Below are 21,404 nucleotides of genomic sequence, written 5' to 3'. Positions count from 1 at the left end.
CTCCGGTTTCGACCCAGACTGGCCAAGCCGCTCGACGAGCTTACTCTATATACCTCATCAGGAGCGCCCGATGACCAGCGACACAGAGCTTCTTGAGCACCTTTACGACCGTTTCAACGCCCGCGACATGGAAGCGGTGCTGGCGACCATGCACCAAGATGTCGTGTGGGCCAACGGCCTGGAGGGCGGGCATGTCTATGGACACGATGGCGTTCGCGAGTATTGGGCGCGACAATGGGCGACGATCGATTCTCATGCTGAGCCAATTGGCTTCTCGATCGGGGCAGATGGAACGACCAATGTCGAGGTCCACCTGACCGCGCGCGATCATGAGGGAAACGTGCTGTTCGACCAGATGGGCGGACATATTTTTCAGATAGAGGAAGGCTTGATCAGGCGCTTTGATATCCGCTAGTCCGGACATCCAACGCTCCAGGCGTCAGGAGACAAGCCGGAACTTGCGACAGATGTTCTCTGATAAAAGGGAGCAGCAGAAGGCCGCTAAAGGCTCGAAGAAGCTGCAAAAAGATGCCCTAGTGATACCCGAAGAAGATGCCGAAGTCGGAGTTCCATTGACAGATGCCTAACGCTTGATCTTGTGACAAATCCGTGTGACAAACCGCGCCGTGACAAAATGCGGACGTGGTGAAACTGGTAGACACAAGAGACTTAAAATCTCTCGCCTTCAAGGGCTTACGGGTTCGATCCCCGTCGTCCGCACCAACAAGCTAAAGCGTGTCGCACTTATTCCGCCTCATAACCTGCCGCTCTGAAGAAATTCAGGCACTCCTCGACGGAGAAGATGCCGACAATCTCACCCAGGGCTTTTGTTATTGCATCGAAGCTTCGTGCGGCGGGTTTTCGCAGCAAGGTCTTGAGCTTGGAGAATGCCATCTCGATGGGGTTAAGGTCGGGTGAATAAGCCGGCAGGAACAGCAGCCACGCGCCTCGCTCCTTGACCAGTTGCACAGCGCGCTCGCTCTTGTGAAAGCCGACATTGTCGAGAATGACGACATCTCCCTTCGACAATGTCGGGGCGAGTTGGGTTTCGATCCAGGCTTCGAAGATCCGCCGGCTCATCGGTGCATCGACGATAAACGGCGCGGTCAAGCCATGGCACGCAGTCCGGCGATGAAGGTCTGTGTTCTCCATTTGCGTCGCGCATCCGGTTCCGGCGCTGTGATGCGTTGGCCTTGAGGGTGCGCAATCCGGTGGCAGCCGAAGAGGTTTTACATGGCTATCGAAGCGGAATGCGGCGGATTGGTGTGCCGGTTCTTCCGATATGGATGCACTTGCTCCTCCGGATCGAGCATCCGGCTCGACCCCAGGCAGTGACGATTGTCCGCCGGAACGGCGTCCAAGCCCGCGGGTGAGACGGGTCGTTTGCCGATTGCCTGATGTCATGATGTGGATTTGGTTCAGCGATGCCCAGGATATTCCGGCCGACACGAGAAAAACCTGGAATGCGCGAACGTCTTCAATATACAGACGATCAGGCGAACGGCCGAAATGACGGCTGAACTTCGAGATCGCGGATCGCTGGGTGGCCGGAGACAGATTGCGGACCGTCATGTCCTCGATCATCCGGCGGCGAAGAGGGCTAATCTCAGCCATCTGGACCTCCTGTCTGAGAGTGGGTTTGCAACACCCACATCCTCTCAGCCAGGAGGCTCCACTCAAAGCCTGCCGCAATTGCCGCGGTGGCGGCTTAGTTCAATCACGTAAGCTGCGACACGTATTCGAATTCAGAACGTTCAGGTGCAGACGTCGCACAGGTGGAATGGTTCGGATGCTGCGTCCCGATCGATGACCCACGGAGTAACGCGTATCGACGCTACCTCCCTCATCATGTGAACACGGCAGCGGGACCCGGAGGCCAAGCACGGCGAACCGACAGCACCTGTCAATGCGTGGTGGCGCCGTGGAAGCCAACGGAGTCGAGCACCGTTATCTGCTCGCCGTTGATATAGAAGCGAATCTCGCGCGCTTGGTTGTCTATTTCGATGCGCGTCGGGGCGACGAGCTGCGGCGCGTCAGCGCGTAGCCCGTTTGCATTGGCGCGTGATACGCGAGGCTCGCTGCCCGAGGCCGCAGCCGATAAGAGGATGACAATCGCCCCCGCAAATGCGGCAGAGATCGAGAGGCGAGTGAACGTACTGCTGGTCATGATGTTCTCCTTGCTTGTTGAAGGGAAATTTTATTGCTGCGAAGATCACGCATGAATAGAGGCGCTGGTGCGGCAACACTGGCGTCGCCTCTGCATATTGATTGAAGTCGGTGATGTCTGGAAAGAAGCTCACTTCAGGTGAGGCATAGTAGTTTTTCGGAACTTATCTACATCCCGAAGTCGACATGTCCGACCTCATGATCAAAACTTCTTTTGGCTAGACATTTTATTTGACGCCAAGAATGCCATACGTTCGCATGGACTATATTCATAAGAAACCTTGCATATATAGGCGCGTTAAGGCAACTATTGACGTTTGGAATGTCGCGGAAATTTCTTTCTTTTCCTGGAAATGAAGTGGAATTGGCGCGGTCAGGGAGCTGTGCAGAAAGGAATTTGTATGGTCCGTGATTTCAGTCGGAAGTTGCGCTTGACCGGCGCCGTACTCGGCTGCGCCACCTGCAAGGAACTTGCAAGTGAGTTTCGACGGGTCAACTCTCGCACGACGTTCGACGTCGAACGTGCATACAAATGGCTACAAGGGCGTGCGCTGCCACGACAGCAGCAGGTCTATCTTGACTGGCTGGCGCTTCTGAATATCGACCGCCCATTTGCTTGGCTTATAGAATGCGATACCGAAGAACTACTCGACCTTCTTTGCAGAAGTCGAAATCTGCCACCTGATGATATACGTCGTCGCGCAGAAGCATTCGCGGCCGGATCGTCCTTGGCCGTTAACAGGCGGAGCGTCGGCGGTAATCATCATATATGTGGTTTGTATGTGGGCTACTCGTTTGCGTGGTCACCATATTATTCTGGGCGCGTAATTCGCGGTGCGCTGGCCGTCGAATCGCCACTGGCGCAGGGGCGGCTTACCGCAAGTTATACGGAGAACTTACCAACCTCCCATGTCGATGTGCGAGGATCGGTGACAGTCTCAGGGCGATCACTTTATATGCATCTGTGCGAACAGGGCAGCAAGCTCCCGTTGTTTCTTAGCTTGTACCGTCCGACGCCGCCTGCCAGCGTGCTCGCCGGGCTTATTTGCGGGGCGACTTTGGTTGGCCACGACCCGCGACCGTCTGTAAGCCGAATTGTTTTTCTTCGGGTTTCCGCTTCAGAGGGACGCGCGCTGCAGGCCAGCCGCTATCTCGAGGATGGCGAATCGCTATCCGCCGACCTCAGCGCCGCAGGTTTGGTCCTTTCGGCCCCCAAAGAAGTGGAGGAAAGCTTGAATGCCTTTCTTCGCGGCACCGACGGTGGAGGTCGTGATCAAGTGCTTGCGGATGAGTATGCCGGGCTGGTGGCATTGTTCGATCGTGCCCTGATTGATCAAAACTCGAGCTCCACACCCTAGTGTCGCCCAAAAGTGTGCAGCGGTTTTGGGACAACGACTGCATAAAAACACCTAGAGCGCGCCGCATGAATGCGACGCGCTTTAGCCATTTGCAGGATTTAAATCCCTCGGCGTTAGGCCTTACGGCTTCGATCCCCGCCGCCCGCACCAATGCGCAAGCCGTGACGCGAAGGTTGCGGTGTTGGTCAACTCACTCACCATTTCGTCCGCGGAAAGTGCCAGTAGTCGGAGCCGGTTCGGCGGGAGATGAGTTTCAGCGTACCATCCGGCTGGACCACGTATCTCTCGTACGTCCGGTATCCGAACCTGTCCGGAAACTCATGCTTGACGGTGTATCCCGGCGGTGCGGGATAGTGGATGATCCTGCCATAGGTGAGGCTGCCGCGGATGGGCTCCGGCGGAGCGGTGTTGCAGCCGGCAACGGCAAGAGCGATCAGCAGTGAAGCGATAACAGCGGGCATCAAGAATCTCCGGTCCCTGACATATAGGACCAATTGCAGGCCGCATAGCCGCGGCGGAAAGAACCATGCGCCCAGCCGCGTTGCCCACACTATCTTTATCAATCCTAATAAATATGATTTTATGCCGGCGTCTGAAGGCGGCAGGGCTGGAGGGCACCTTTGCGAATGAAGGAATTGCAGTGCCAAATATGTGAGTAAGCTTGTCTTTGGGAGTAAGACGATGGTTTACGATTGGAGTGGAGAAAGGGCGCGGCGTCTCAAGTTTTACAAGACAGCCGTTGCATGCCTATTCGGGAGCATGCTTGCGGGGACCATGTTGCTGGTCCTGATCGCCCAGTTTCACTGAAATGCGCAGGTAGCATCGGTGTTCAAACCAAAACGGCGCAGCGATGAGCCGCGCCGTCTTTATCTTTTGATTGGATAGCTTCTCAGCCGAGCTTCGCCGCAATCTTCGCAACGTGGGCGCCCTGATATTTTGCCGCTTCCAATTCGATTGCCGAAGGCTGGCGCGAGCCGTCGCCGCCGGTGATCGTGGAAGCACCGTAGGGCGAGCCGCCCTTGATCTCATCGACGCCCGTCTGGCCCTGGAAGGAATAGGGAAGACCGACAACGATCATGCCCTGATGCAGGAAGGTCGGGATGAAGCCGAGGATTGTCGATTCCTGGCCGCCGTGCTGTGTTGCGGAGGAGGTGAACGCCGAGCCGACCTTGCCGACCAGCTTGCCGCTCATCCAATGGCTGCCGGTCTGGTCCCAAAAATTGCGCATCTGCGATGCGACGGTGCCGAACCGCGTGCCCGCGCCGACGATGATCGCGTCGTAGTCGGCAAGTTCGTTGACGGTTGCGATCGGAGCTTTCTGGTCGAGTTTGAAGTGGGAGGACTTTGCGACTTCTTCCGGAACCAGTTCCGGAACGCGCTTTACGGTGACTTCGGCGCCCGCGGACTTGGCGCCTTCGGCGACTGCATATGCCATAGCTTCGATATGGCCATAGGCCGAATAGTAGAGAACGAGAACCTTTGCCATGGTGAAGTCCCTTGCGGCATGGGTTGAATTGGTAACCGGGGGAAGTTCTATCAGCGCGCTCCTGCACGCATAACCCGCGCGGGAAGAACTCAGTGTTCAACGTATGTAGACAAAATTCACTTGGCGTTTCTAATTCCCCTCTCCAGCGACCGGGTGCCGCCATTTGCAAGCCGGGAAAACGGCGCTACCTATAGCGAAGCCCCATCATCGGATATCCTTTTCATGAACACTGAAACCGTCGTCACCGCCGCCATGCTCGCCATCGGCGATGAGCTTCTGTCCGGCCGGACCAAGGACAAGAATATCGGCCATCTGGCGGATATGCTTCAGCTTTCCGGCATCGACCTCAAGGAAGTGCGGATCGTCGCAGACGACGAGGATGCGATCGTCGATGCCCTGAACGCCCTTCGCGGCAAATATGACTACGTCTTCACCTCCGGCGGCATCGGCCCGACGCATGACGACATCACCGCGGACGCTGTCGCGAAGGCTTTCGGCGTGCCCTGCGACTACGACGCAGCCGCCATGACACTGCTTGGTGACATGTACCAGCGCCGCGAGATGGAATTCACCGAAGCGCGAAAGCGCATGGCGCGCATGCCGCGCGGGGCGGCACACATCGCCAATCCTGTGTCGACTGCGCCCGGCTTCGTCATCGGCAATGTCTACGTGATGGCGGGTGTGCCGCAGGTATTCCAGGCCATGGTCGACAATGTGCTGCCGACGCTCCGCACGGGCCAGCGCGTGCTGTCGCTCGCGATCGCCTGCCCTTACGCCGAAGGCGATATCGGCATGCTGCTCGCCGCGATCCAGAAAGCGCATCCCGATACAAGCATCGGCTCCTATCCGCGCTATGTCGGCCAGAAATTCTCGACGGAGATCGTCGTGCGCGGCCGGTTGCAGCAAGCCGTCGACGCAGCGGGCGCTGAGGTTCACGCCATGATCGAGGATATCCGCAAGACGAGGGAGATTGACGAAAACCGGTCCGCTGAAGCCTAGAGCAGCAATACACCGCCCGCGAGCAACCAAGGAACCGTTCCATCGGCAACGCATTTCCTGCTTACAAAGTCCATTTCAGCCGCGAGGAGAATTGATATGCCTTACAAAACCATACTCGCCATTCTCGATACGGCCGATAACAGCCGTGCGGTCTCCGATTTTGCCTTTGCGCTTGCCGCCGAAAACGATGCCCATGTCATCGGGCTCCACGCCGAAAGCATCTCGGCCGTCCCGCTGGTCGCTCCGATGGAAATTCCCGATCCCATCGCCGTTCAGGCGCTGCAGGAGATGGCGCATTCTGAGACCGTGGAAGTGGAGCGCATCTTCCGCCAGAAAGGCGAAGCAGCGGCCGCATCGTTCGAATGGCGCAGCTTCGCAACCTCGGCGGGCTACGGCTCGGCGCCGCTGATCGAAAGCGCCCGCAGCGCGGACCTCTTGATCGCCGCTCAGACCGATCCTTCCAAGCCATCCGACAGCCAGGTCGATGTCGACAGTTTTCTTTTCGAAAGCGGCCGGCCGGTTCTGATGATCCCCTATATCCTGCGGCAGCCGAAACCGATCAAACGCGTGTTGATTGCCTGGAACGGCTCGAAGGAAGCCGCACGCGCGACATTCGATGCTATGCCGATTCTGAAGGCTGCCGACGAAGTCGAAGTCTTTTCCGTCGATCCGGTGGATTCGGCTATGCAGACGGCAGGTCTGGCGGGAGCGGAGATCGCCGCCACGCTTTCCCGCCACGGCGTGAAGGCGACGCTTGCGGTTGCAGAAGGCACCCATAAAAGCGCCTCGAACGTCATCGAAAACCGCCTCTCCGACAGCAGTATCGATCTTCTGGTCATGGGCGCCTACACCCATTCGCGCCTCTGGCAGATGATCTTTGGCGGCACGACGAGGTCGCTCTTGCAGTCGATGACGGCCCTCACCTTGCTCTCCCGTTGACGAAGTACCGGCGGGACTTGCGTTTTACCCGCAAATCCCGCTAATTGCGGCAACCGGTGACGGGCTCCGGCACTTTCTTTCGCGCGGGTTCGCCTGCGCGATTTGCGTTTGACGGATTGCGCTTGATCGCCGGCGATTCCTTTTCACGCCGCGGAGCAGTTCGATGTCCCTTCCCGATAAAGCCTTTCCCGTTTCCTGGGACCAGTTCCATCGCGACGCCCGCGCGCTTGCCTGGCGCATCGCCGGCCTCAACAAGGAATTCACGGGCATCGTCTGCATCACCCGCGGCGGGCTGGTTCCGGCAGCGATCATCTGCCGCGAGCTCAACATCCGTCTGATCGAAACGGTCTGCGTCGCCTCCTATCATGATTATGTGAACCAGGGGGATATGGTGGTGCTGAAGGGCATTGCGCCGGAACTTCAGGAAAACGGCGGCGAAGGCATCCTCGTCATCGACGACCTCACCGATACCGGCAAGACGGCGGTGCAGGTACGCGCCATGCTACCCAGGGCGCATTTTGCCTGCGTCTACGCAAAGCCGCTTGGCGTGCCGACGGTCGACACCTTCGTCACGGAGGTCAGCCAGGACACCTGGATCTACTTCCCCTGGGACATGGGCTTCACGTACCAGGAGCCGATCGCCAAGGCGCCGCGCTGACCGCGCGTGCCGCTCAGGTGCGAATAAACGCCACGCGGAATTGTCATCTTAGTAATACTGCAGATGTATGAAGTGAGCCCAGCCTGCACGTGCACATCGGTGCACCGTGCCACGGGCTGAGTCACGGATCGCGCGAGGGCGAAAACGCGCGAAGCAAGGAAGAGGGGAATGGCATACCGGGGTTGGGTTAGTGCGGTCGTCGCTTCAGGGCTGGCGATCCCCTCGCTGTTGCCCGTGCTGGCCTTTGCCGAACCCGCTTATGTCGCCGTCGTCCGCGAATATGTGGATACCGTCGTGCGGCCGATGGTCGGCACCCCGATGATTCTTGCGGCGATCAGGGAGCAGAACGCCAAGTTCAGCGACGTCAGCAGCACGGATATCCAGGTCCTTGATTCGACCTACCGGTCCGAAGTGGAAACCGGCGCCCTGCAGATGGTATCTGCCATTCTCTCCACGCCGGTTTCGCGCTACCTGAAGGAAAAGCAGGATGCCTCCCAAGGCGTTATCCTTGAGCTTTTCATTACGGACAGGAACGGGCTCAATGTCGGCGAAAGCCGGGTGACGGCGGATTTCTGGCAGGGTGACGAAAACAAATATCTGGAAACCTTCGCGCGCGATTCGGACGAGACTTTCGTCGACCGTGCCGAGCGCGACGAGGCCACGCAGATTCTCGAGGCGCAGGCCAGCTTCACCATCCGCGACGAGGCTGGAGCGGCGATCGGCGTTGCTACGGTGACCGTCGCGCTCGATGCAATGTGAGGCCCCCCGAATCGGCATGCCGATCCGGGTCGAAAATGCCATCCTTAGATTTGGATTCGACGAACTTTTTCTTTCTGTCGTCGCTTCTCAGATGCGCGAGGCCCGCAAAGCCTTGAAATTCAGAGCTTTCAGGCTTTTCCCCAGTCTTCACAGGGCCATCCACAATATGTTGTGGTGAACACTTCGTTAAAAACCACCCCTTGACGGAATCGCCCATTTCTCACTTAATGGTTTCCGATGTTGCGGCGGCAACTGGACCGGGTTTAACGAGGCCGGTTCTTTTCAAAATTCGAGCGTGGAATCAGGGTGTTGCATCCATGATGGATGGCAGCCGTGAGGGGACTTGCGCGCGATTTTTGACCTCCAAAAAAGTGACATCCGGGGCTGGCGATAATAAGCTGTTAATACTATATTTAGTGTTTGCAGCCACCATCACCACTAGATACAGGGAAAGACATCTCCGGATGACACTCCTGTGACGGTACGGAAGACGAGAACTGGCTGCGCACCTTCCGGTGCTGCCGGATGAGAAAACTTGCGCCTTGGTCGACGGGGATGGGGCGCGCTAACAGAGGTCAAGGACATGCGCATAGAACGCCGTTTCACAAAGGCAGGCCAGAGCGCTTATGCGGACATCGAATTCCGCAAGGCGACGAGCGAGATCAAGAACCCGGACGGTTCGATCGTCTTCCGCCTTGAGAACATCGACGTTCCGACGCAGTTCTCCCAGGTCGCGGCCGACATCCTGGCCCAGAAGTACTTCCGCAAGGCCGGCGTTCCGGCAAAGCTGAAGAAGGTCGAGGAAAACGACGTTCCTTCCTTCCTGTGGCGCTCGGTTGCCGATGAAGCCGCCCTTAAGGAACTGCCGAAGGATCAGCAGTACGGCTCCGAAATCGACGCGCGCCAGGTCTTCGACCGTCTGGCCGGCACCTGGACCTACTGGGGCTGGAAGGGCGGCTACTTCTCGTCCGAGGAAGATGCCTCAGCGTTCCGCGACGAACTTGCCTACATGCTCGCCACGCAGCGCGTCGCTCCCAACTCCCCGCAGTGGTTCAACACCGGCATGCATTGGGCCTACGGCATCGACGGCCCCGGCCAGGGCCATTTCTATGTCGATCCCTTCACCGGCAAGCTGACGAAGTCGAAGTCGGCCTATGAACATCCGCAGCCGCATGCCTGCTTCATCCAGTCGGTCGAGGATGACCTCGTCAACGAAGGCGGCATCATGGATCTCTGGGTCCGCGAGGCGCGTCTCTTCAAATACGGCTCCGGCACCGGGTCCAACTTCTCGTATCTGCGCGGCGAAGGCGAAAAGCTTTCAGGCGGCGGCCGCTCCTCCGGCCTGATGAGCTTCCTGAAGATCGGCGACCGTGCAGCCGGCGCCATCAAGTCCGGCGGTACGACGCGTCGTGCGGCCAAGATGGTGGTCGTCGATATCGACCATCCAGATATCGAGGAGTACATCAACTGGAAGGTCAAGGAAGAGCAGAAGGTCGCGGCCCTCGTCACCGGCTCCAAGATCGTCGCCAAGCACCTGAAGGCGATCATGAAGGCCTGCTTCAACTGTGAAGGCGGCGCCGATTCCGATTGCTTCGACCCGGCCAAGAACCCCGCCCTGAAGCGCGAAATCCGCGCCGCCAAGAAGGACCAGGTTCCGGAAAACTACGTCCAGCGCGTCATCCAGTTCGCCCGCCAGGGTTATAAGGATATGGAGTTCAAGACCTATGATACGGATTGGGATAGCGAAGCCTACCTCACCGTTTCTGGCCAGAACTCCAACAACTCCGTCTCGATCCGCGACGACTTCCTGCGTGCCGTCGAAGCAGATGGCGACTGGAACCTGACGGCCCGCAAGGACGGCAAGGTCATGAAGACGCTGAAGGCCCGCGACCTCTGGGAGACGATCTCCTACGCCGCCTGGGCATCGGCCGATCCGGGCCTGCACTTCAACACGACGATGAACGACTGGCACACGAGCCCGGCCGCCGGCCCGATCCGCGCCTCCAACCCGTGCTCCGAATACATGTTCCTCGACGACACGGCCTGCAACCTTGCCTCGCTGAACCTCATGCAGTTCAAGGATGCGGGCACCAAGCGCATCAACATCGCCGACTACGAGCATGCCGTGCGCCTCTGGAGCGTCGTGCTCGAAGTCTCCGTGATGATGGCACAGTTCCCGTCGCGTCGCATCGCCGAGCTCTCCTACGAATACCGTACGATTGGCCTCGGCTACGCCAACATCGGCGGCCTGCTGATGTCGTCGGGCATTCCCTATGACAGCGATGAAGCCCGCGCCATCGCCGGCTCGCTGACGGCGATCATGACCGGCATTTCCTACGCCACCTCGGCGGAAATGGCCGCCGAACTCGGACCGTTCCCGATGTTTGCGCCGAACCGCGAAAACATGCTGCGCGTCATCCGCAACCATCGCCGCGCCGCCTATGGCGAGACCTCCAGCTATGAGGGCCTTTCGATCAACCCGGTCGCCCTCATCCACTCCGAAAACCCGGATCAGGATCTCGCAGCGCATGCCAAGAGCGCCTGGGACAAGGCTCTCGAACTCGGCGAGAAGCACGGCTACCGCAATGCCCAGGCAACCGTTATCGCGCCGACCGGCACGATCGGCCTCGTCATGGATTGCGACACGACCGGCATCGAGCCCGACTTCGCGCTCGTCAAGTTCAAGAAGCTCGCCGGCGGCGGCTACTTCAAGATCATCAACCGCGCCGTTCCCGAAGCATTGCGCACGCTCGGCTACTCCGAAAGCCAGATCGCCGAGATCGAAGCCTATGCCGTCGGCCACGGCAACCTCAACCAGGCGCCCGCCATCAACCCCTCGACGCTGAAGACCAAGGGCTTCACCGACGAGAAGGTGGAGGCCGTCAATGCGGCTCTTAAGTCCGCCTTCGACATCAAGTTCGTCTTCAACCAGTGGACGCTTGGGCTCGACTTCTTGAAGGGCACGCTGAAGGTTTCCGACGAGCAGCTTGCCGACATGAGCTTCAACCTGCTCGACCATATGGGCTTCTCGAAGAAGGACATCGAGGCTGCGAACATCCATGTTTGCGGTGCGATGACGCTGGAAGGCGCGCCATTCCTGAAGAATGAGCACCTCGCCGTCTTCGATTGCGCCAATGCCTGCGGCAAGATCGGCAAGCGCTACCTCTCGGTCGAAAGCCATATCCGCATGATGGCGGCTGCCCAGCCCTTCATCTCAGGTGCGATCTCCAAGACGATCAATATGCCGAACGATGCAACGGTCGACGATTGCAAGAGCGCCTACATGCTCTCCTGGAAGCTCGGCCTGAAGGCCAACGCGCTTTATCGCGACGGCTCGAAGCTGTCGCAGCCGCTGAACTCTTCGCTGATCGAGGACGAAGGCGACGAGGACTCGCTGGAGGAACTGCTGGCCCAGCCGGCTGCCGCCCAGGCCGTCACCGTCACCGAAAAGATCATCGAACGCGTGATCGAAAAGGTCGTGCGCAGCCAGGAAAAGCTGCCGGGCCGCCGCAAGGGCTATACCCAGAAGGCAAAGATCGGCGGTCACACGATCTTCCTGCGCACCGGCGAATATGACGACGGCCGCCTCGGCGAAATCTTCCTCGACATGAACAAGGAAGGTTCGGCCCTTCGCGCCTTCATCAACAACTTCGCGATCTCGGTCTCGCTCGGCCTGCAATACGGCGTGCCGCTCGAAGAATATGTCGATGCCTTCACCTTCACGAAGTTCGAGCCGGCGGGCATCGTCACCGGCAATGACGCGATCAAGAACGCGACGTCGATCCTCGACTACGTGTTCCGCGAACTCGCCATCTCCTATCTCGGCCGCCACGATCTGGCGCATGTCGATACGTCCGACTTCAACAACACGGCGCTCGGCCGCGGCGTGTCGGAAGGGAAGGCGGACATCGTCTCCAAGGGCCTGACCCGCGGCTACAAGCCGACGCTGGTTTCCGGCACCGGGGCTGAGCGTTCGGCATCGGAGATCAAGGGTGCTGCAACCGCCGCCCCTGCCCGCGCCTCGTCCGGCGCGACGATTACCGCGATTGCCGGCAACACCGTGCGCAAGCTCGAAGCCGTCGCCGCCCCCTCCGAGGTCGTCGCCTTCAAGCGCGATTACGAGGAACGCGCTAAGGAGCTGGCGGAGGAAATCGCCGAAGAGCTCGTCGAGGAATCCAACACGCTCTTCACCGACGCCGCCGCAGCCGATGCAGCCTCTGCCAAGACCGAAGCCAAGAAGGTCGAAGCCGAACGCCGCGCCCGCTCCATCATGCAGGGCTACACGGGCAACATGTGCACCGAGTGCCAGAACTTCACGATGGTTCGGAATGGCACCTGCGAGAAGTGCGATACGTGCGGCGCGACCAGCGGGTGCAGCTGATTTATGTGAGTATCTTGTTCCTGTAGGCAGCCATTCATTTTGACCGGCAGCCCTTGAAATGACGCAAATTACGCCTCGCCCAACGCAGAGATTGCGGGCGGGGCGAAATAATTGAAGATCACCAGCAAATACTGGGAAAAAAATATAACGGAGCTAAACGCAGAAACTGCGATGCATCGGAAGTGGAAACAGCATGTTTCGGTCACGTAATGATAACTTCCGCGCGTTTCTATAGTCCTAGGTGGCAAAATCTACCTCGTCGATTTCCAACAGTTCAGCGAATGAATCAATCCTCCCGCGTATAGTTGAGGAATAGCATGGCAGATGATGAAGAGCTGCTTGATATTCATGCCGATGCCTCAGTCGCGGCATCGCCCCCTGAAGGTCCGCAATTCCCCCGAACGTGAAAGCAATCGTCTGGGCCCGCTCGGCGGGGCGCTGCGCCTTTTGCAACAAGCTCCTCATCGGCGACCTGCTTTCCAGCAAATCAGACCTTAACACAGCCTACATTGCGCACATCGTCGCTGACGCTCCGAAGGGAGCGCGCGGCGACAAGGTTCTGTCCGCCAAGCTATCAAAGGATCCGGCCAACCTGATGTTGCTCTGCGACGTCCATCACAGGCTGATCGAGGGTCCGGAAACCAGCGGTGAATAGTCGCGTAAGTATGAAACAGACTGATCGCAATGGCCGTGGGCTCAGATAGCGCTCGGTCGTATAGACTTGCAGCGGCCCCATTTCGTCGGCCCGGAGGCGGCCTGCAGTTCACCGTATTCGTGATATTCGACGGAGCTTGATCATCGCGAACAAAATATGAACAACTTTTTTGAGTCAAGACTACTCGCCCGATCTTCACCTGGTGGTCTGGTTGGATGTAGGCGCCCAGAAGCCACCGAACCGGGAGCTGATTTGCCGTGGTGGACTTTGCAAACCTCCGCAATGCACCTAATATTGATGCAATCAAACCAGTAATGGGTTGCACCCTGTGACGAGGAAGTCGGTCAAATAGGAGTCGTCGCCGAACCAGCAGTTCATGGCACGGCGTTACATGTAGACTCGATCAGGTTGCCGAACTTCTGCCCCTCGGCCTCCACCAGCCACCAGCCGACACCGCGATCATCTTAATCTTTCATCGGCTCGCCGAGCGTATGCATCAGGCGGTTAGCCCAGCCGAAGATGGCGGACGAGAGGACGAGATCGACAGCTTCGAGTTCATCGAGCCCGACGTCGGCCAGCGCCTGCGCGTCGGCCGCCGTCGCCTCGGCAGGCGTGGTCGACAGCCGTGCCGAGAAGTCGAAGATTGCCTGCAGATGCTCATCCAATTCTGCCTCGAGACCGTCGGCGAACACGGCATCGATGACATCTGTGCGTTTCGTCAGGTTGTTGAACCGCGATGCGTGGACGGCGGCGCAGTAGACGCAGCGGTTGACAACGGACGCGGCGACGGCGCCCAGCTCGCGTTCGCTCGATGCCAGTCCGTCCTTTCCGTACATGATCAGGTTGAACAGGGGCGAGCGGACCGCGAGCGTCTCGGGGTCGTGCGCCAGGGTGAGCACATAGGGCGAGATGCCCTTGTTGGACGGCGTCGTCTGCATCGCCGCGTGCTGCTCGTCGGTGGCGGTCGCGAAATCGACTGGAACGACATAGGGCTGCCAGCGCGGCACAGTCGTAGTGAAGGTGTGGACGACCTCGCTCATCGCATTTCTCCAAGCAGCTTCAGGCCGGCGAGAACGCGGACCTGGTAGTTGACGAAGGCCGCAAGCTCCGCGAGCCGGACGATGTCGGCATCGGTTACGCGGACCTGGCGCAAGGCCTCGATATGCGCTCGCGTCGCATCGCGTGGCGCGACCGTCAGCCGGTCGGCATGACGGACGATCTCCGCGGTACGCGGGTCCGCCACGTTCGTGTCGGGCTCGGCGAGCAAGGCCGTCCCCGGTTCGTCGGCACGGGCGACCAGGGTGTCATAGTGGCTTGCGAGAGCAATGTTGTGATTGTGGCGCGCCATTCGTGCAGCGAGCGCGGCCCTGAAGCCGTGGGACAGTCCGCCGGGATCGCGCGGCAGGAGCACGGCGTCATGGGCAGCCTCACTCAGACGCAAGATCTCGGTGCGTTTTTCCATGGCTTCGGCGAGCGCGGAGCCCGGCCTCGCGGAGACGAGGGTTTCGATGAGTGTCAAAACAGGTTCCTCAGTACATCAAAGGCATTCGGTCTAGGTAGGCGCGACACCCAATCATGTCAATTGGTAATGATATGTCGCGTATGATGCGAAATATTTATCTATTGACGATCGTCAAATGAGAACTCTCATGCTTTACTGACATAAAGGAGGATGTTTGATGTCCATTATGCATTCTAACTTTTTCGATATTCGGCAACTCGAAGCCTTTGCAGCGGTGATGTCCGCCGGCAGCGTGACCGGCGCGGCGCGGCTGCTTGGTCGATCGCAGCCGGCGGTGACCAGGCTCATCCAGGATCTGGAAGTCGACATCGGCTATGCCCTCTTGCACCGAAGCGGACCTCGCATCACCCCGACCTCGCGCGGCCTACTGTTTCACGCCGAGGTGGAGCGCCATCTCGCAAGCCTCACCCACATCCGCGAACGGGCGAATGCCATCGGTCTCGACGAGCCGGCGTCGCTAACGATCGCGGCCACGCCGTCGCTTGCGGCCGGCGTTCTGCCGCAGGCGATCGCGAACGTCGCGCCGGGTCTCATTCCACGCCACCTTCATGTGCAGGCGCTCGCGGCCGAGAATGTCGTTCAGGCCGTGCTCGCCCGCTCGGCGGACTTCGGGATCGCAAGCCTGCCGCTGGAGCATCCCGGCCTCGACGTGCACTGGGTCGCCGAAGCGCCGTGCGTCGTCGCTCTCTCCGCGGATGATCCGCTCGCCGGTGATGGCGTCGTGCGGCTCGGCGATCTCTCCGAGCGCCGGATCATCACCTTGGCGAACCCATATCGTCTGCGCCACCGCGTCGACGAGGCGCTTGAACGGGCTGGCATCGTGCCGGGGCGGATGATCGACGTCAACGCCTCGATGACGGCCCTGATGATGGTCCGCGCCGGCCTGGGAGTTGCCATCGTCGAACCGGCCACCGTCGTTGGCGTTCCGCTCGAGGGCATCGTGATGCGCGTTATCGACCAGACAATACCCTTCGTATTTGGCGCGATCTCGCCTGCAGCACTGCCGATGACCCCGACCGTCGCGGCACTGATTGACGCAGCCCGCGCCGTCGGTCTTGCGATGCCCGGTTGCCGACTGCATGACTCGGGCGGCGTCGAGGCCTTGGCCGACACCGTGTATGGACCGACTCCCCTGCCTGAGGGAGTTCCGTCATGAGCGACCTGTCCTCGTTGCCTCAAGGACTCGAGGCGCTCGAGACTCGCCTGAAACAGGATCTTGCCTGGCTGGAGTTGCCCGCGAAGTCCTGGATTCCTCCTCGCGAAGTCGACGGCAAGACGGTCGTCGACGTCGTCATCATTGGCGGCGGCATGGCCGGGCTTGTCGCATCGGGCATGCTGAAGCGGCTCGGAGTCGCGAACCACGTCGTGCTCGACAAGGCCTCCGCTGGCCAGGAGGGGCCATGGGTCACCTTCGCGCGGATGCGAACGCTTCGCTCCCCCAAGCAGTTGACCGGGCCTGCGATGGGGCTGCCGTCTCTTACGTTCCGCGCCTATTACGAGGCCCGCTACGGCAACGAAGCTTGGCTCGCTCTCGACCGCGCGCCGCGCGAGATCTGGATGGACTACCTGATCTGGTACCGCCGGGTACTCGAGCTCCCGGTGTGCAACGGGATATCGGTCGACGCGATTCTCCCTCGCGAGGACGGAATGCTCGACCTAGTTTGCCGTCAGGCTGACAGAACAGAAATCATGATCGCGCGCCACGTGGTACTGGCGACAGGCCGCGACGGCCTGGGTGGCCCGTATCTACCTCCCATCGCCGACGACATCGATCGAAATTTCTGGGCTCATACCGCCGACGAGATCGACTTCGCCGCACTCCGTGGAAAGCGGGTCGGCGTCGTCGGAGCCGGCGCGTCCGCGATGGACAATGCCGCTACGGCGCTTGAAGCCGGCGCCGCGCGCCTCGACATGTTCGTGCGTCGCAAGGAGCTGCCGCGGATCAACAAGTTCACCGGCATCGGCAGCCAGGGGGTGGTGCATGGATTTGCGGGCCTTCCCGACGAGTGGAAATGGCGGTTCCTGAACTACGCCATGGGCCAGCAGACACCGCCGCCACGGCCGAGCGTCCTGCGCGTCAGCGCCTTCCCGCAGGCCCGTCTCCACCTGGAAAGCCCCATAAGCGAGCTGAAGCAGATCGGCGACCATCTCGTCGTGGCGACGCCGAAAGGTCACTATCCGGTCGATTTCCTGATCTTCGGAACCGGCTTCAAGATCGACCTGACCAACCGGCCCGAACTTGCCGCCGTCGCACCGTATATCCGCCTATGGCGCGACCGTTTCCCGACGCCGGCCGGAATGCCTAACGCGGAACTCGAAGGCTCGCCCGATCTTGGAGATGCGTTCGAATTCCTCGAGACGGAACCTGGCGCCTGCCCGGCGTTGGCGAAGATCCACTGCTTCAATTTCCCGGCGACGCTGAGCCACGGCAAGCTCACCGGTGACATTCCAGCGATCAGCGAAGGTGCCGACCGGCTCGCGCGGGGCATCGTCAAGGCGTTGTTCGTCATCGACCGCGAGCGTCATTTCGCCGACCTCCAGGCGTTCGACACGCCCGAGCTGCTCGGAGACGAATGGGTCGATGCCGAGACCACAACCGAAAAGGACACCAAACTGAATGCTTGAGCTCAAGAACCTAAAGCTGTCCTACGGAACCACGCAGATTCTCAACGGCGTCGATCTCTCCGTGAAGCGCGGAGACGTGGTGTCGATCATCGGCCCCAGCGGTACCGGCAAGACGACGCTGCTGAAGTGCATCAACTACCTGGTAAAGCCGGCGTCCGGCACCATCGCGTTCGATAAGCTCAAGATGGACTACCAGCGCCCGGACAACACCGCGATACAGGCGATTCGGCTCCGGACGGCCATGGTCTTCCAGCAGTTTAACGTCTTCAAGAACATGACGGTCGTTCAGAACGTGATGGATCCGCTCGTGGTCGTGCAGCGCAAGTCAAAGGACGAGGCGCGGGCGATCGCCCTGCAGGAGCTCGATCGGGTAGGTCTCTCCGACAAGCTGGACAGCTACCCGTCCCAGCTCTCCGGTGGCCAGCTGCAGCGGACCGGCATCGCGCGGGCGCTCGCGGTCAAACCGGACGTGATGCTCTTCGACGAACCCACGTCGTCGCTCGATCCCGAACTCGTCGGCGAAGTTCTTAGGGTGATCAAGGACGTTACGTCGTCGGGGATCACCTCGCTGCTCGTCACCCACGAGATGCAGTTCGCAAAGAACATCTCGAACCGCATCGTCTTCATGGATCGGGGCGTCGTCGCCGCCGACGGCAGCCCGACCGAGATCTTCGACGCGCCTTCGAATCCACGCCTTGCCCAATTCCTCAATTCCGAGCTTGCAATCCAGTAGAGAAAGGATGCCTGACATGCCTTCTATTAAGTCAACTTCCCGCCGTACTTTCGGTCTCGCCATAGCCGGCGTCGCATTCGCTCTCGCAACGGCTGGCGTATCCCATGCCCAGGACGTGCGCACCATCAAGATCGCGACGGCAGCCGAATCCAAGCCGCTGTCCTGGGGTGCGATCGGCGTCGAGCCTCAGGGCTACGAGCCCGACGTCCTGAAAGCCATTAACGCGAAGCTGCCCCAGTACAAGTTCGAGATGGAAGGCGCCGCCGACATCGCTCAGGAGACGGGCCTCGTCACTGGCAAGTACGACATCGCGACCGGCGGCTACTACCGTGCGCCCGCTCGCGAAAAGCAGTTTCTTATTCCGGAGAGCCCGATTGGCGCCAGCCTGATCAAGATCTATAGCCGCAAAGACAGCGGCATCAACGAGATGAAGGATCTCGTCGGCAAGAAAATCGTGCCCGTCACTGCCGGCGGCGGCATCTACAAGTTCGCCACGGCGTGGCAGGAACAGAACCCCGACTATAAGATCGAGATCACCGCTTCCAGCGCCGGCATTCCATATCCGGATCGCCTGAAGGAGGTCCAGAACGGCAAGTACGACGCGCTGGTTCTGCCGTCCAACCTCGGCGAGCAGACGGTCATCGACCAGCAGAAGCTCGACATCAAGGCGAGCGAGCCCGTCGCTATCAACAACACCTTCGTCTTGATCCACCGCTCCGAGGAGAACAAGGCCCTCTCCGAAGGCATCGACCAGGCGCTGAAGGAACTCAAGGCCGACGGCACGCTCGCCAAGCTCTCGCAGAAATGGTTCGGCGAGGACATCACCACGTACATGAAGTAACGCTCGGTTGAGACACCGGCGATCAGGCCCAAGACTGAAAGAAGGAGTGTTCCGAAGTGGACTTATCCATAATGATCCCAGAGCTGCTATCGGCGCTGCCGCTGACGCTTGCGATCACGTTCACGGCCATGATCGCCGGCTTCGTGCTGGCCTTGATTGCAACGACGTTCCGGGTGCGCAGGACGCCCGTGGTCAGCCAATTTGCCGACCTTTACGTGTCCTATGCCCGCAGCGTCCCCGTCGTGCTCCAGTTGTTCGTCGCCTTTTACGGGCTTCCGTTGGTGGTTGACCTGTTCGATGTCGAGGACTTCGTGTCCCCTAACGTGGCGGCGATGGTCGGCCTCAGCCTCTACCATGGAGGATATCTCTCCGAGGTTCTACGGCCAGCCTATCTCGCCGTAGAACGAGGTCAGCACGACGCCGCGGACAGTCTCGGATACACGTTCCGTCAAAAGATCCTTCGCGTCGTCGGGCCGCAGGCCGTGCATATCGCCCTGCCCGGCTACGGCAACGCGATCATCTACCTGATCCACAACGTCGCGCTCGTCATGTACATCGGGGCCGCGGACGTGATGGCGACCGCTCATCTCGTCATGGAGCGGGACTACAACCAGTACCAGTTTGAGACCTATCTCGTACTGGCGGTGATCTATTCGCTGCTGTGCCTCGTGGCATGGCTCGTCGTCCGCTTCTTCGAAATGCGGAACTCGAAGTTCGCGCCAGCGGCCACGCCGGCCAAGGTTACCATGATGGCAAGCGTCTGATCAAAGAGGAGGTCATCACATGTTCGATTCCGAAGTTCTTCTACCCGATCTCTGGGACATCCTTGGCGCGGTTCCCGTGACGCTCGCCATGGCGCTTGCGATCTTCGTCCTCTCGACGATCGTAGGCAGCCTGTTTGCGATGGTCGAGTATCGGCGGGTATCAGTGCTGCGGGAGCTCGTCGTTGCCTACAAGGTCGCCTTCAAGGGCGTCCCGATGGTGATCGTGATCTTCCTCGCCTACTACGGTCTTCCACCGGCCCTCCAGTTCCTGGCCTCGTTGATCGGGATCGAGTTCAACGGTCACGCGACGCCGAACTGGGTCACGCTCATCGTCGCATTGACCACCTGCGTCGCGGCTTTCCAGGCGGAAGTCGTGAAAGGCGCTCTGAACTCCTTTGACACCGGTCAGGCGGACGCGGCCTACTCGTTGGGCTACAAACGCAGCCAATTGTTCCGCCGGGTCATGCTTCCCCAGGTGATCGTAGCGGCAATCCCGGACCTCGCCAACTCGTTCATGGTGATCATGAAGGCGCTCTCTCTTGGGTTTGCCATCGAGGTTGTCGATATCTTTGCGCAGTCGCAACTGACCGCCGCGCTGAATTTTTACTACCTCGAAGCCTTCTTGATCGCGGTCGTCGTCTACATGGTGATCGCCTATATCGTCACGCATGGCGCCGACCGGGTGGAAGCGGCCCTTAGGGCGCGGACCTAGGGAAGCCCGCGGCCGCATCGCGCACTGGGACGCCCATGCAAATTAGATAACCATCTGCTTGCCCAGTTCCAGAACTGGGTTACTCCGAAGCTGGAGTAGTCCGAAGGATCGATCGCGAAGCCGCCATGGCGATAAACTGCCAGTCCTGTCCGTTCGGGACGCCCGTCTCGCCTCTCCTCCATCCTTCTATCGGTGGCTGGGACGAACGCGGCCTCGCCTTCAGTTAATTTTCCTGTTGCGTTTCGGCTATGACGCTACCAACCACGTAGTTCCTTTCCGCCGGTTCGGCGGGGACAATCAGGGTGACCAGTTCCCTGCGCCCTCTGAAGATCAAGCTGTAGAGTTTGTGGACGTGGCGTGGACCACGTTCTTCCTGAACGACTTCCGCATCGGTCCGCTGGAAGAAGCTCCTCTCGAAGCCAACACTGTCGATGTCGGACATTGCGATGGTGCAGCCTTCCACCGCTTTGCCACCGACCGTCGCCCTGGTCACAGCGACAACAGTCCGCTGTCGCCGCTCGCCGACAAGCCAGCCCTCGATGGCCTCCGGGTTTTCCATGGGGGCCAGCGTCATGAGGATCTCGGTCGAGAGAGGAATCCAGCCTCGTGCCAGGGCGATCGTCCCCGTCCGCATGAAATTGGGTCCGTCCACCAGACAATGACGCCCGAAAAAATCGAACGCTGAAGCGGTGTCTTGAGCGTGGATCGGTGTAACCAGGCAGAAGATCGCCATAGTTAGAATGACGACGGCATATGCCATCCTTTTCGTCCACGATGAGTGTTGTCCAGCAATGCAACCCACTCGG

At 59.8% G+C, this 21,404-nt stretch carries 20 protein-coding genes, 1 tRNA gene and 2 pseudogenes; 15 read left to right on the top strand and 8 right to left on the bottom strand.

Annotated elements, in window-relative coordinates; all coding sequences use genetic code 11:
• Positions 1–70: 70 nt before the first annotated feature.
• Together N2599_RS05835 and N2599_RS05830 are read left to right on the top strand one after the other, a co-directional pair.
• The gene (locus tag N2599_RS05835; protein ID WP_027508826.1) at positions 71–415 is read left to right on the top strand and encodes a nuclear transport factor 2 family protein; all 345 of its coding nucleotides are present in this window, start codon (positions 71–73) and stop codon (positions 413–415) included.
• Between the two features lie 221 nt (positions 416–636).
• Positions 637–723, top strand: a tRNA-Leu gene (locus N2599_RS05830).
• Positions 724–744: 21 nt separating this feature from the next.
• On the opposite strand, the pseudogene N2599_RS05825 reads toward N2599_RS05830, so the two are convergent.
• The 3 genes and pseudogenes from N2599_RS05825 to N2599_RS05815 form a co-directional block, all read right to left on the bottom strand.
• Positions 745–1,199, bottom strand: a pseudogene (locus tag N2599_RS05825) (transposase); the annotation flags it as partial.
• A 214-nt stretch (positions 1,200–1,413) separates the two neighbouring features.
• A pseudogene (locus N2599_RS05820) lies at positions 1,414–1,614 on the bottom strand (phage integrase N-terminal SAM-like domain-containing protein); the annotation flags it as partial.
• Between the two features lie 289 nt (positions 1,615–1,903).
• Positions 1,904–2,167, bottom strand: a complete 264-nt coding sequence (locus N2599_RS05815; RefSeq protein ID WP_037141218.1) for a hypothetical protein — start codon at positions 2,165–2,167, stop codon at positions 1,904–1,906.
• 430 nt (positions 2,168–2,597) lie between these two features.
• Between N2599_RS05815 and N2599_RS05810 the strand changes: the two genes are divergently transcribed.
• Positions 2,598–3,524 (top strand): hypothetical protein, encoded by a 927-nt coding sequence (locus tag N2599_RS05810; protein WP_143534219.1) that lies wholly within the window; start codon positions 2,598–2,600, stop codon positions 3,522–3,524.
• Between the two features lie 194 nt (positions 3,525–3,718).
• On the opposite strand, the gene N2599_RS05805 is transcribed toward N2599_RS05810, so the two are convergent.
• Both N2599_RS05805 and wrbA read right to left on the bottom strand, forming a co-directional pair.
• Positions 3,719–3,985 carry a hypothetical protein gene (locus N2599_RS05805; protein ID WP_027508825.1) on the bottom strand — a complete coding sequence of 89 codons (267 nt, stop codon included), beginning with the start codon at positions 3,983–3,985 and terminating at the stop codon, positions 3,719–3,721.
• A gap of 428 nt (positions 3,986–4,413) precedes the next feature.
• Entirely contained in the window at positions 4,414–5,010 is a 597-nt protein-coding gene (gene wrbA, locus N2599_RS05800) for an NAD(P)H:quinone oxidoreductase type IV (protein WP_027508824.1), read from the bottom strand.
• A gap of 222 nt (positions 5,011–5,232) precedes the next feature.
• Here wrbA and N2599_RS05795 point away from each other — a divergent pair, with 222 nt between their 5' ends.
• The 6 genes from N2599_RS05795 (at position 5,233) to N2599_RS05770 (ending at position 13,401) form a co-directional block, all read left to right on the top strand.
• Positions 5,233–6,009: a competence/damage-inducible protein A gene (locus N2599_RS05795; RefSeq protein ID WP_027508823.1), complete on the top strand. Its 777-nt coding sequence runs from the start codon at positions 5,233–5,235 to the stop codon at positions 6,007–6,009.
• A gap of 96 nt (positions 6,010–6,105) precedes the next feature.
• Positions 6,106–6,948 (top strand): putative universal stress family protein, encoded by an 843-nt coding sequence (locus tag N2599_RS05790; protein ID WP_027508822.1) that lies wholly within the window; start codon positions 6,106–6,108, stop codon positions 6,946–6,948.
• 163 nt (positions 6,949–7,111) lie between these two features.
• On the top strand, positions 7,112–7,606 hold the full coding sequence (gene gpt, locus N2599_RS05785; protein ID WP_027508821.1) for a xanthine phosphoribosyltransferase: 495 nt from the start codon (positions 7,112–7,114) through the stop codon (positions 7,604–7,606).
• Positions 7,607–7,774: 168 nt separating this feature from the next.
• On the top strand, positions 7,775–8,365 hold the full coding sequence (locus tag N2599_RS05780) for a hypothetical protein (protein WP_027508820.1): 591 nt from the start codon (positions 7,775–7,777) through the stop codon (positions 8,363–8,365).
• Between the two features lie 583 nt (positions 8,366–8,948).
• Positions 8,949–12,746, top strand: coding sequence for a vitamin B12-dependent ribonucleotide reductase (locus tag N2599_RS05775; RefSeq protein WP_027508818.1), 3,798 nt, complete (start codon positions 8,949–8,951; stop codon positions 12,744–12,746).
• Between the two features lie 403 nt (positions 12,747–13,149).
• Positions 13,150–13,401, top strand: coding sequence for a hypothetical protein (locus tag N2599_RS05770; RefSeq protein WP_027508817.1), 252 nt, complete (start codon positions 13,150–13,152; stop codon positions 13,399–13,401).
• A gap of 464 nt (positions 13,402–13,865) precedes the next feature.
• Here the strand turns inward: N2599_RS05770 and N2599_RS05765 are convergent, their stop codons facing one another.
• Together N2599_RS05765 and N2599_RS05760 are read right to left on the bottom strand one after the other, a co-directional pair.
• The gene (locus N2599_RS05765; RefSeq protein ID WP_027508816.1) at positions 13,866–14,441 is read right to left on the bottom strand and encodes a peroxidase-related enzyme; all 576 of its coding nucleotides are present in this window, start codon (positions 14,439–14,441) and stop codon (positions 13,866–13,868) included.
• A complete protein-coding gene (locus N2599_RS05760) occupies positions 14,438–14,920 on the bottom strand; it encodes a CMD domain-containing protein (protein WP_027508815.1) in 483 nt (160 codons plus the stop codon). Before N2599_RS05760 ends, N2599_RS05765 begins: the two co-directional genes overlap by 4 nt.
• Positions 14,921–15,080: 160 nt before the next feature.
• Here N2599_RS05760 and N2599_RS05755 point away from each other — a divergent pair, with 160 nt between their 5' ends.
• The 6 genes from N2599_RS05755 to N2599_RS05730 are packed head-to-tail and all read left to right on the top strand — an operon-like array spanning position 15,081 to position 20,598.
• Complete coding sequence (locus tag N2599_RS05755) at positions 15,081–16,079, top strand: LysR family transcriptional regulator (RefSeq protein ID WP_027508814.1); 999 nt, start codon at positions 15,081–15,083, stop codon at positions 16,077–16,079.
• Positions 16,076–17,548, top strand: coding sequence for an NAD(P)-binding domain-containing protein (locus N2599_RS05750; RefSeq protein ID WP_027508813.1), 1,473 nt, complete (start codon positions 16,076–16,078; stop codon positions 17,546–17,548). The genes N2599_RS05755 and N2599_RS05750 overlap by 4 nt, the downstream gene beginning before the upstream one ends.
• Positions 17,541–18,281: an amino acid ABC transporter ATP-binding protein gene (locus N2599_RS05745; protein ID WP_027508812.1), complete on the top strand. Its 741-nt coding sequence runs from the start codon at positions 17,541–17,543 to the stop codon at positions 18,279–18,281. The genes N2599_RS05750 and N2599_RS05745 overlap by 8 nt, the downstream gene beginning before the upstream one ends.
• A gap of 16 nt (positions 18,282–18,297) precedes the next feature.
• Entirely contained in the window at positions 18,298–19,122 is an 825-nt protein-coding gene (locus N2599_RS05740; protein WP_027508811.1) for an amino acid ABC transporter substrate-binding protein, read from the top strand.
• 56 nt (positions 19,123–19,178) lie between these two features.
• On the top strand, positions 19,179–19,886 hold the full coding sequence (locus N2599_RS05735; protein WP_027508810.1) for an amino acid ABC transporter permease: 708 nt from the start codon (positions 19,179–19,181) through the stop codon (positions 19,884–19,886).
• A 19-nt stretch (positions 19,887–19,905) separates the two neighbouring features.
• Positions 19,906–20,598, top strand: a complete 693-nt coding sequence (locus N2599_RS05730; protein WP_027508809.1) for an amino acid ABC transporter permease — start codon at positions 19,906–19,908, stop codon at positions 20,596–20,598.
• Between the two features lie 223 nt (positions 20,599–20,821).
• On the opposite strand, the gene N2599_RS05725 is transcribed toward N2599_RS05730, so the two are convergent.
• Positions 20,822–21,358 (bottom strand): hypothetical protein, encoded by a 537-nt coding sequence (locus tag N2599_RS05725; RefSeq protein WP_027508808.1) that lies wholly within the window; start codon positions 21,356–21,358, stop codon positions 20,822–20,824.
• Between the last annotated feature and the right edge of the window lie 46 nt (positions 21,359–21,404).

Source organism: Rhizobium sullae (genome assembly GCF_025200715.1).
Taxonomy (GTDB): Bacteria; Pseudomonadota; Alphaproteobacteria; order Rhizobiales; family Rhizobiaceae; genus Rhizobium; species Rhizobium sullae.
The sequence above is the reverse complement of the archived record's forward strand: the minus strand, read 5'-3'. Positions and strand labels throughout refer to the sequence as shown.

Excerpts from the sequence above, each read along its gene's own strand:
- N2599_RS05780 (WP_027508820.1), top strand. The coding sequence starts at position 7,775 with ATGGCATACCGGGGTTGGGTTAGTGCGGTCGTCGCTTCAGGGCTGGCG.
- wrbA (WP_027508824.1), bottom strand. The coding sequence starts at position 5,010 with ATGGCAAAGGTTCTCGTTCTCTACTATTCGGCCTATGGCCATATCGAA.
- N2599_RS05755 (WP_027508814.1), top strand. The coding sequence starts at position 15,081 with ATGTCCATTATGCATTCTAACTTTTTCGATATTCGGCAACTCGAAGCC.
- N2599_RS05730 (WP_027508809.1), top strand. The coding sequence starts at position 19,906 with ATGTTCGATTCCGAAGTTCTTCTACCCGATCTCTGGGACATCCTTGGC.
- N2599_RS05725 (WP_027508808.1), bottom strand. The coding sequence starts at position 21,358 with ATGGCATATGCCGTCGTCATTCTAACTATGGCGATCTTCTGCCTGGTT.
- gpt (WP_027508821.1), top strand. The coding sequence starts at position 7,112 with ATGTCCCTTCCCGATAAAGCCTTTCCCGTTTCCTGGGACCAGTTCCAT.
- N2599_RS05765 (WP_027508816.1), bottom strand. The coding sequence starts at position 14,441 with ATGAGCGAGGTCGTCCACACCTTCACTACGACTGTGCCGCGCTGGCAG.
- N2599_RS05835 (WP_027508826.1), top strand. The coding sequence starts at position 71 with ATGACCAGCGACACAGAGCTTCTTGAGCACCTTTACGACCGTTTCAAC.
- N2599_RS05805 (WP_027508825.1), bottom strand. The coding sequence starts at position 3,985 with ATGCCCGCTGTTATCGCTTCACTGCTGATCGCTCTTGCCGTTGCCGGC.
- N2599_RS05775 (WP_027508818.1), top strand. The coding sequence starts at position 8,949 with ATGCGCATAGAACGCCGTTTCACAAAGGCAGGCCAGAGCGCTTATGCG.
- N2599_RS05750 (WP_027508813.1), top strand. The coding sequence starts at position 16,076 with ATGAGCGACCTGTCCTCGTTGCCTCAAGGACTCGAGGCGCTCGAGACT.
- N2599_RS05740 (WP_027508811.1), top strand. The coding sequence starts at position 18,298 with ATGCCTTCTATTAAGTCAACTTCCCGCCGTACTTTCGGTCTCGCCATA.
- N2599_RS05745 (WP_027508812.1), top strand. The coding sequence starts at position 17,541 with ATGCTTGAGCTCAAGAACCTAAAGCTGTCCTACGGAACCACGCAGATT.
- N2599_RS05815 (WP_037141218.1), bottom strand. The coding sequence starts at position 2,167 with ATGACCAGCAGTACGTTCACTCGCCTCTCGATCTCTGCCGCATTTGCG.
- N2599_RS05790 (WP_027508822.1), top strand. The coding sequence starts at position 6,106 with ATGCCTTACAAAACCATACTCGCCATTCTCGATACGGCCGATAACAGC.
- N2599_RS05795 (WP_027508823.1), top strand. The coding sequence starts at position 5,233 with ATGAACACTGAAACCGTCGTCACCGCCGCCATGCTCGCCATCGGCGAT.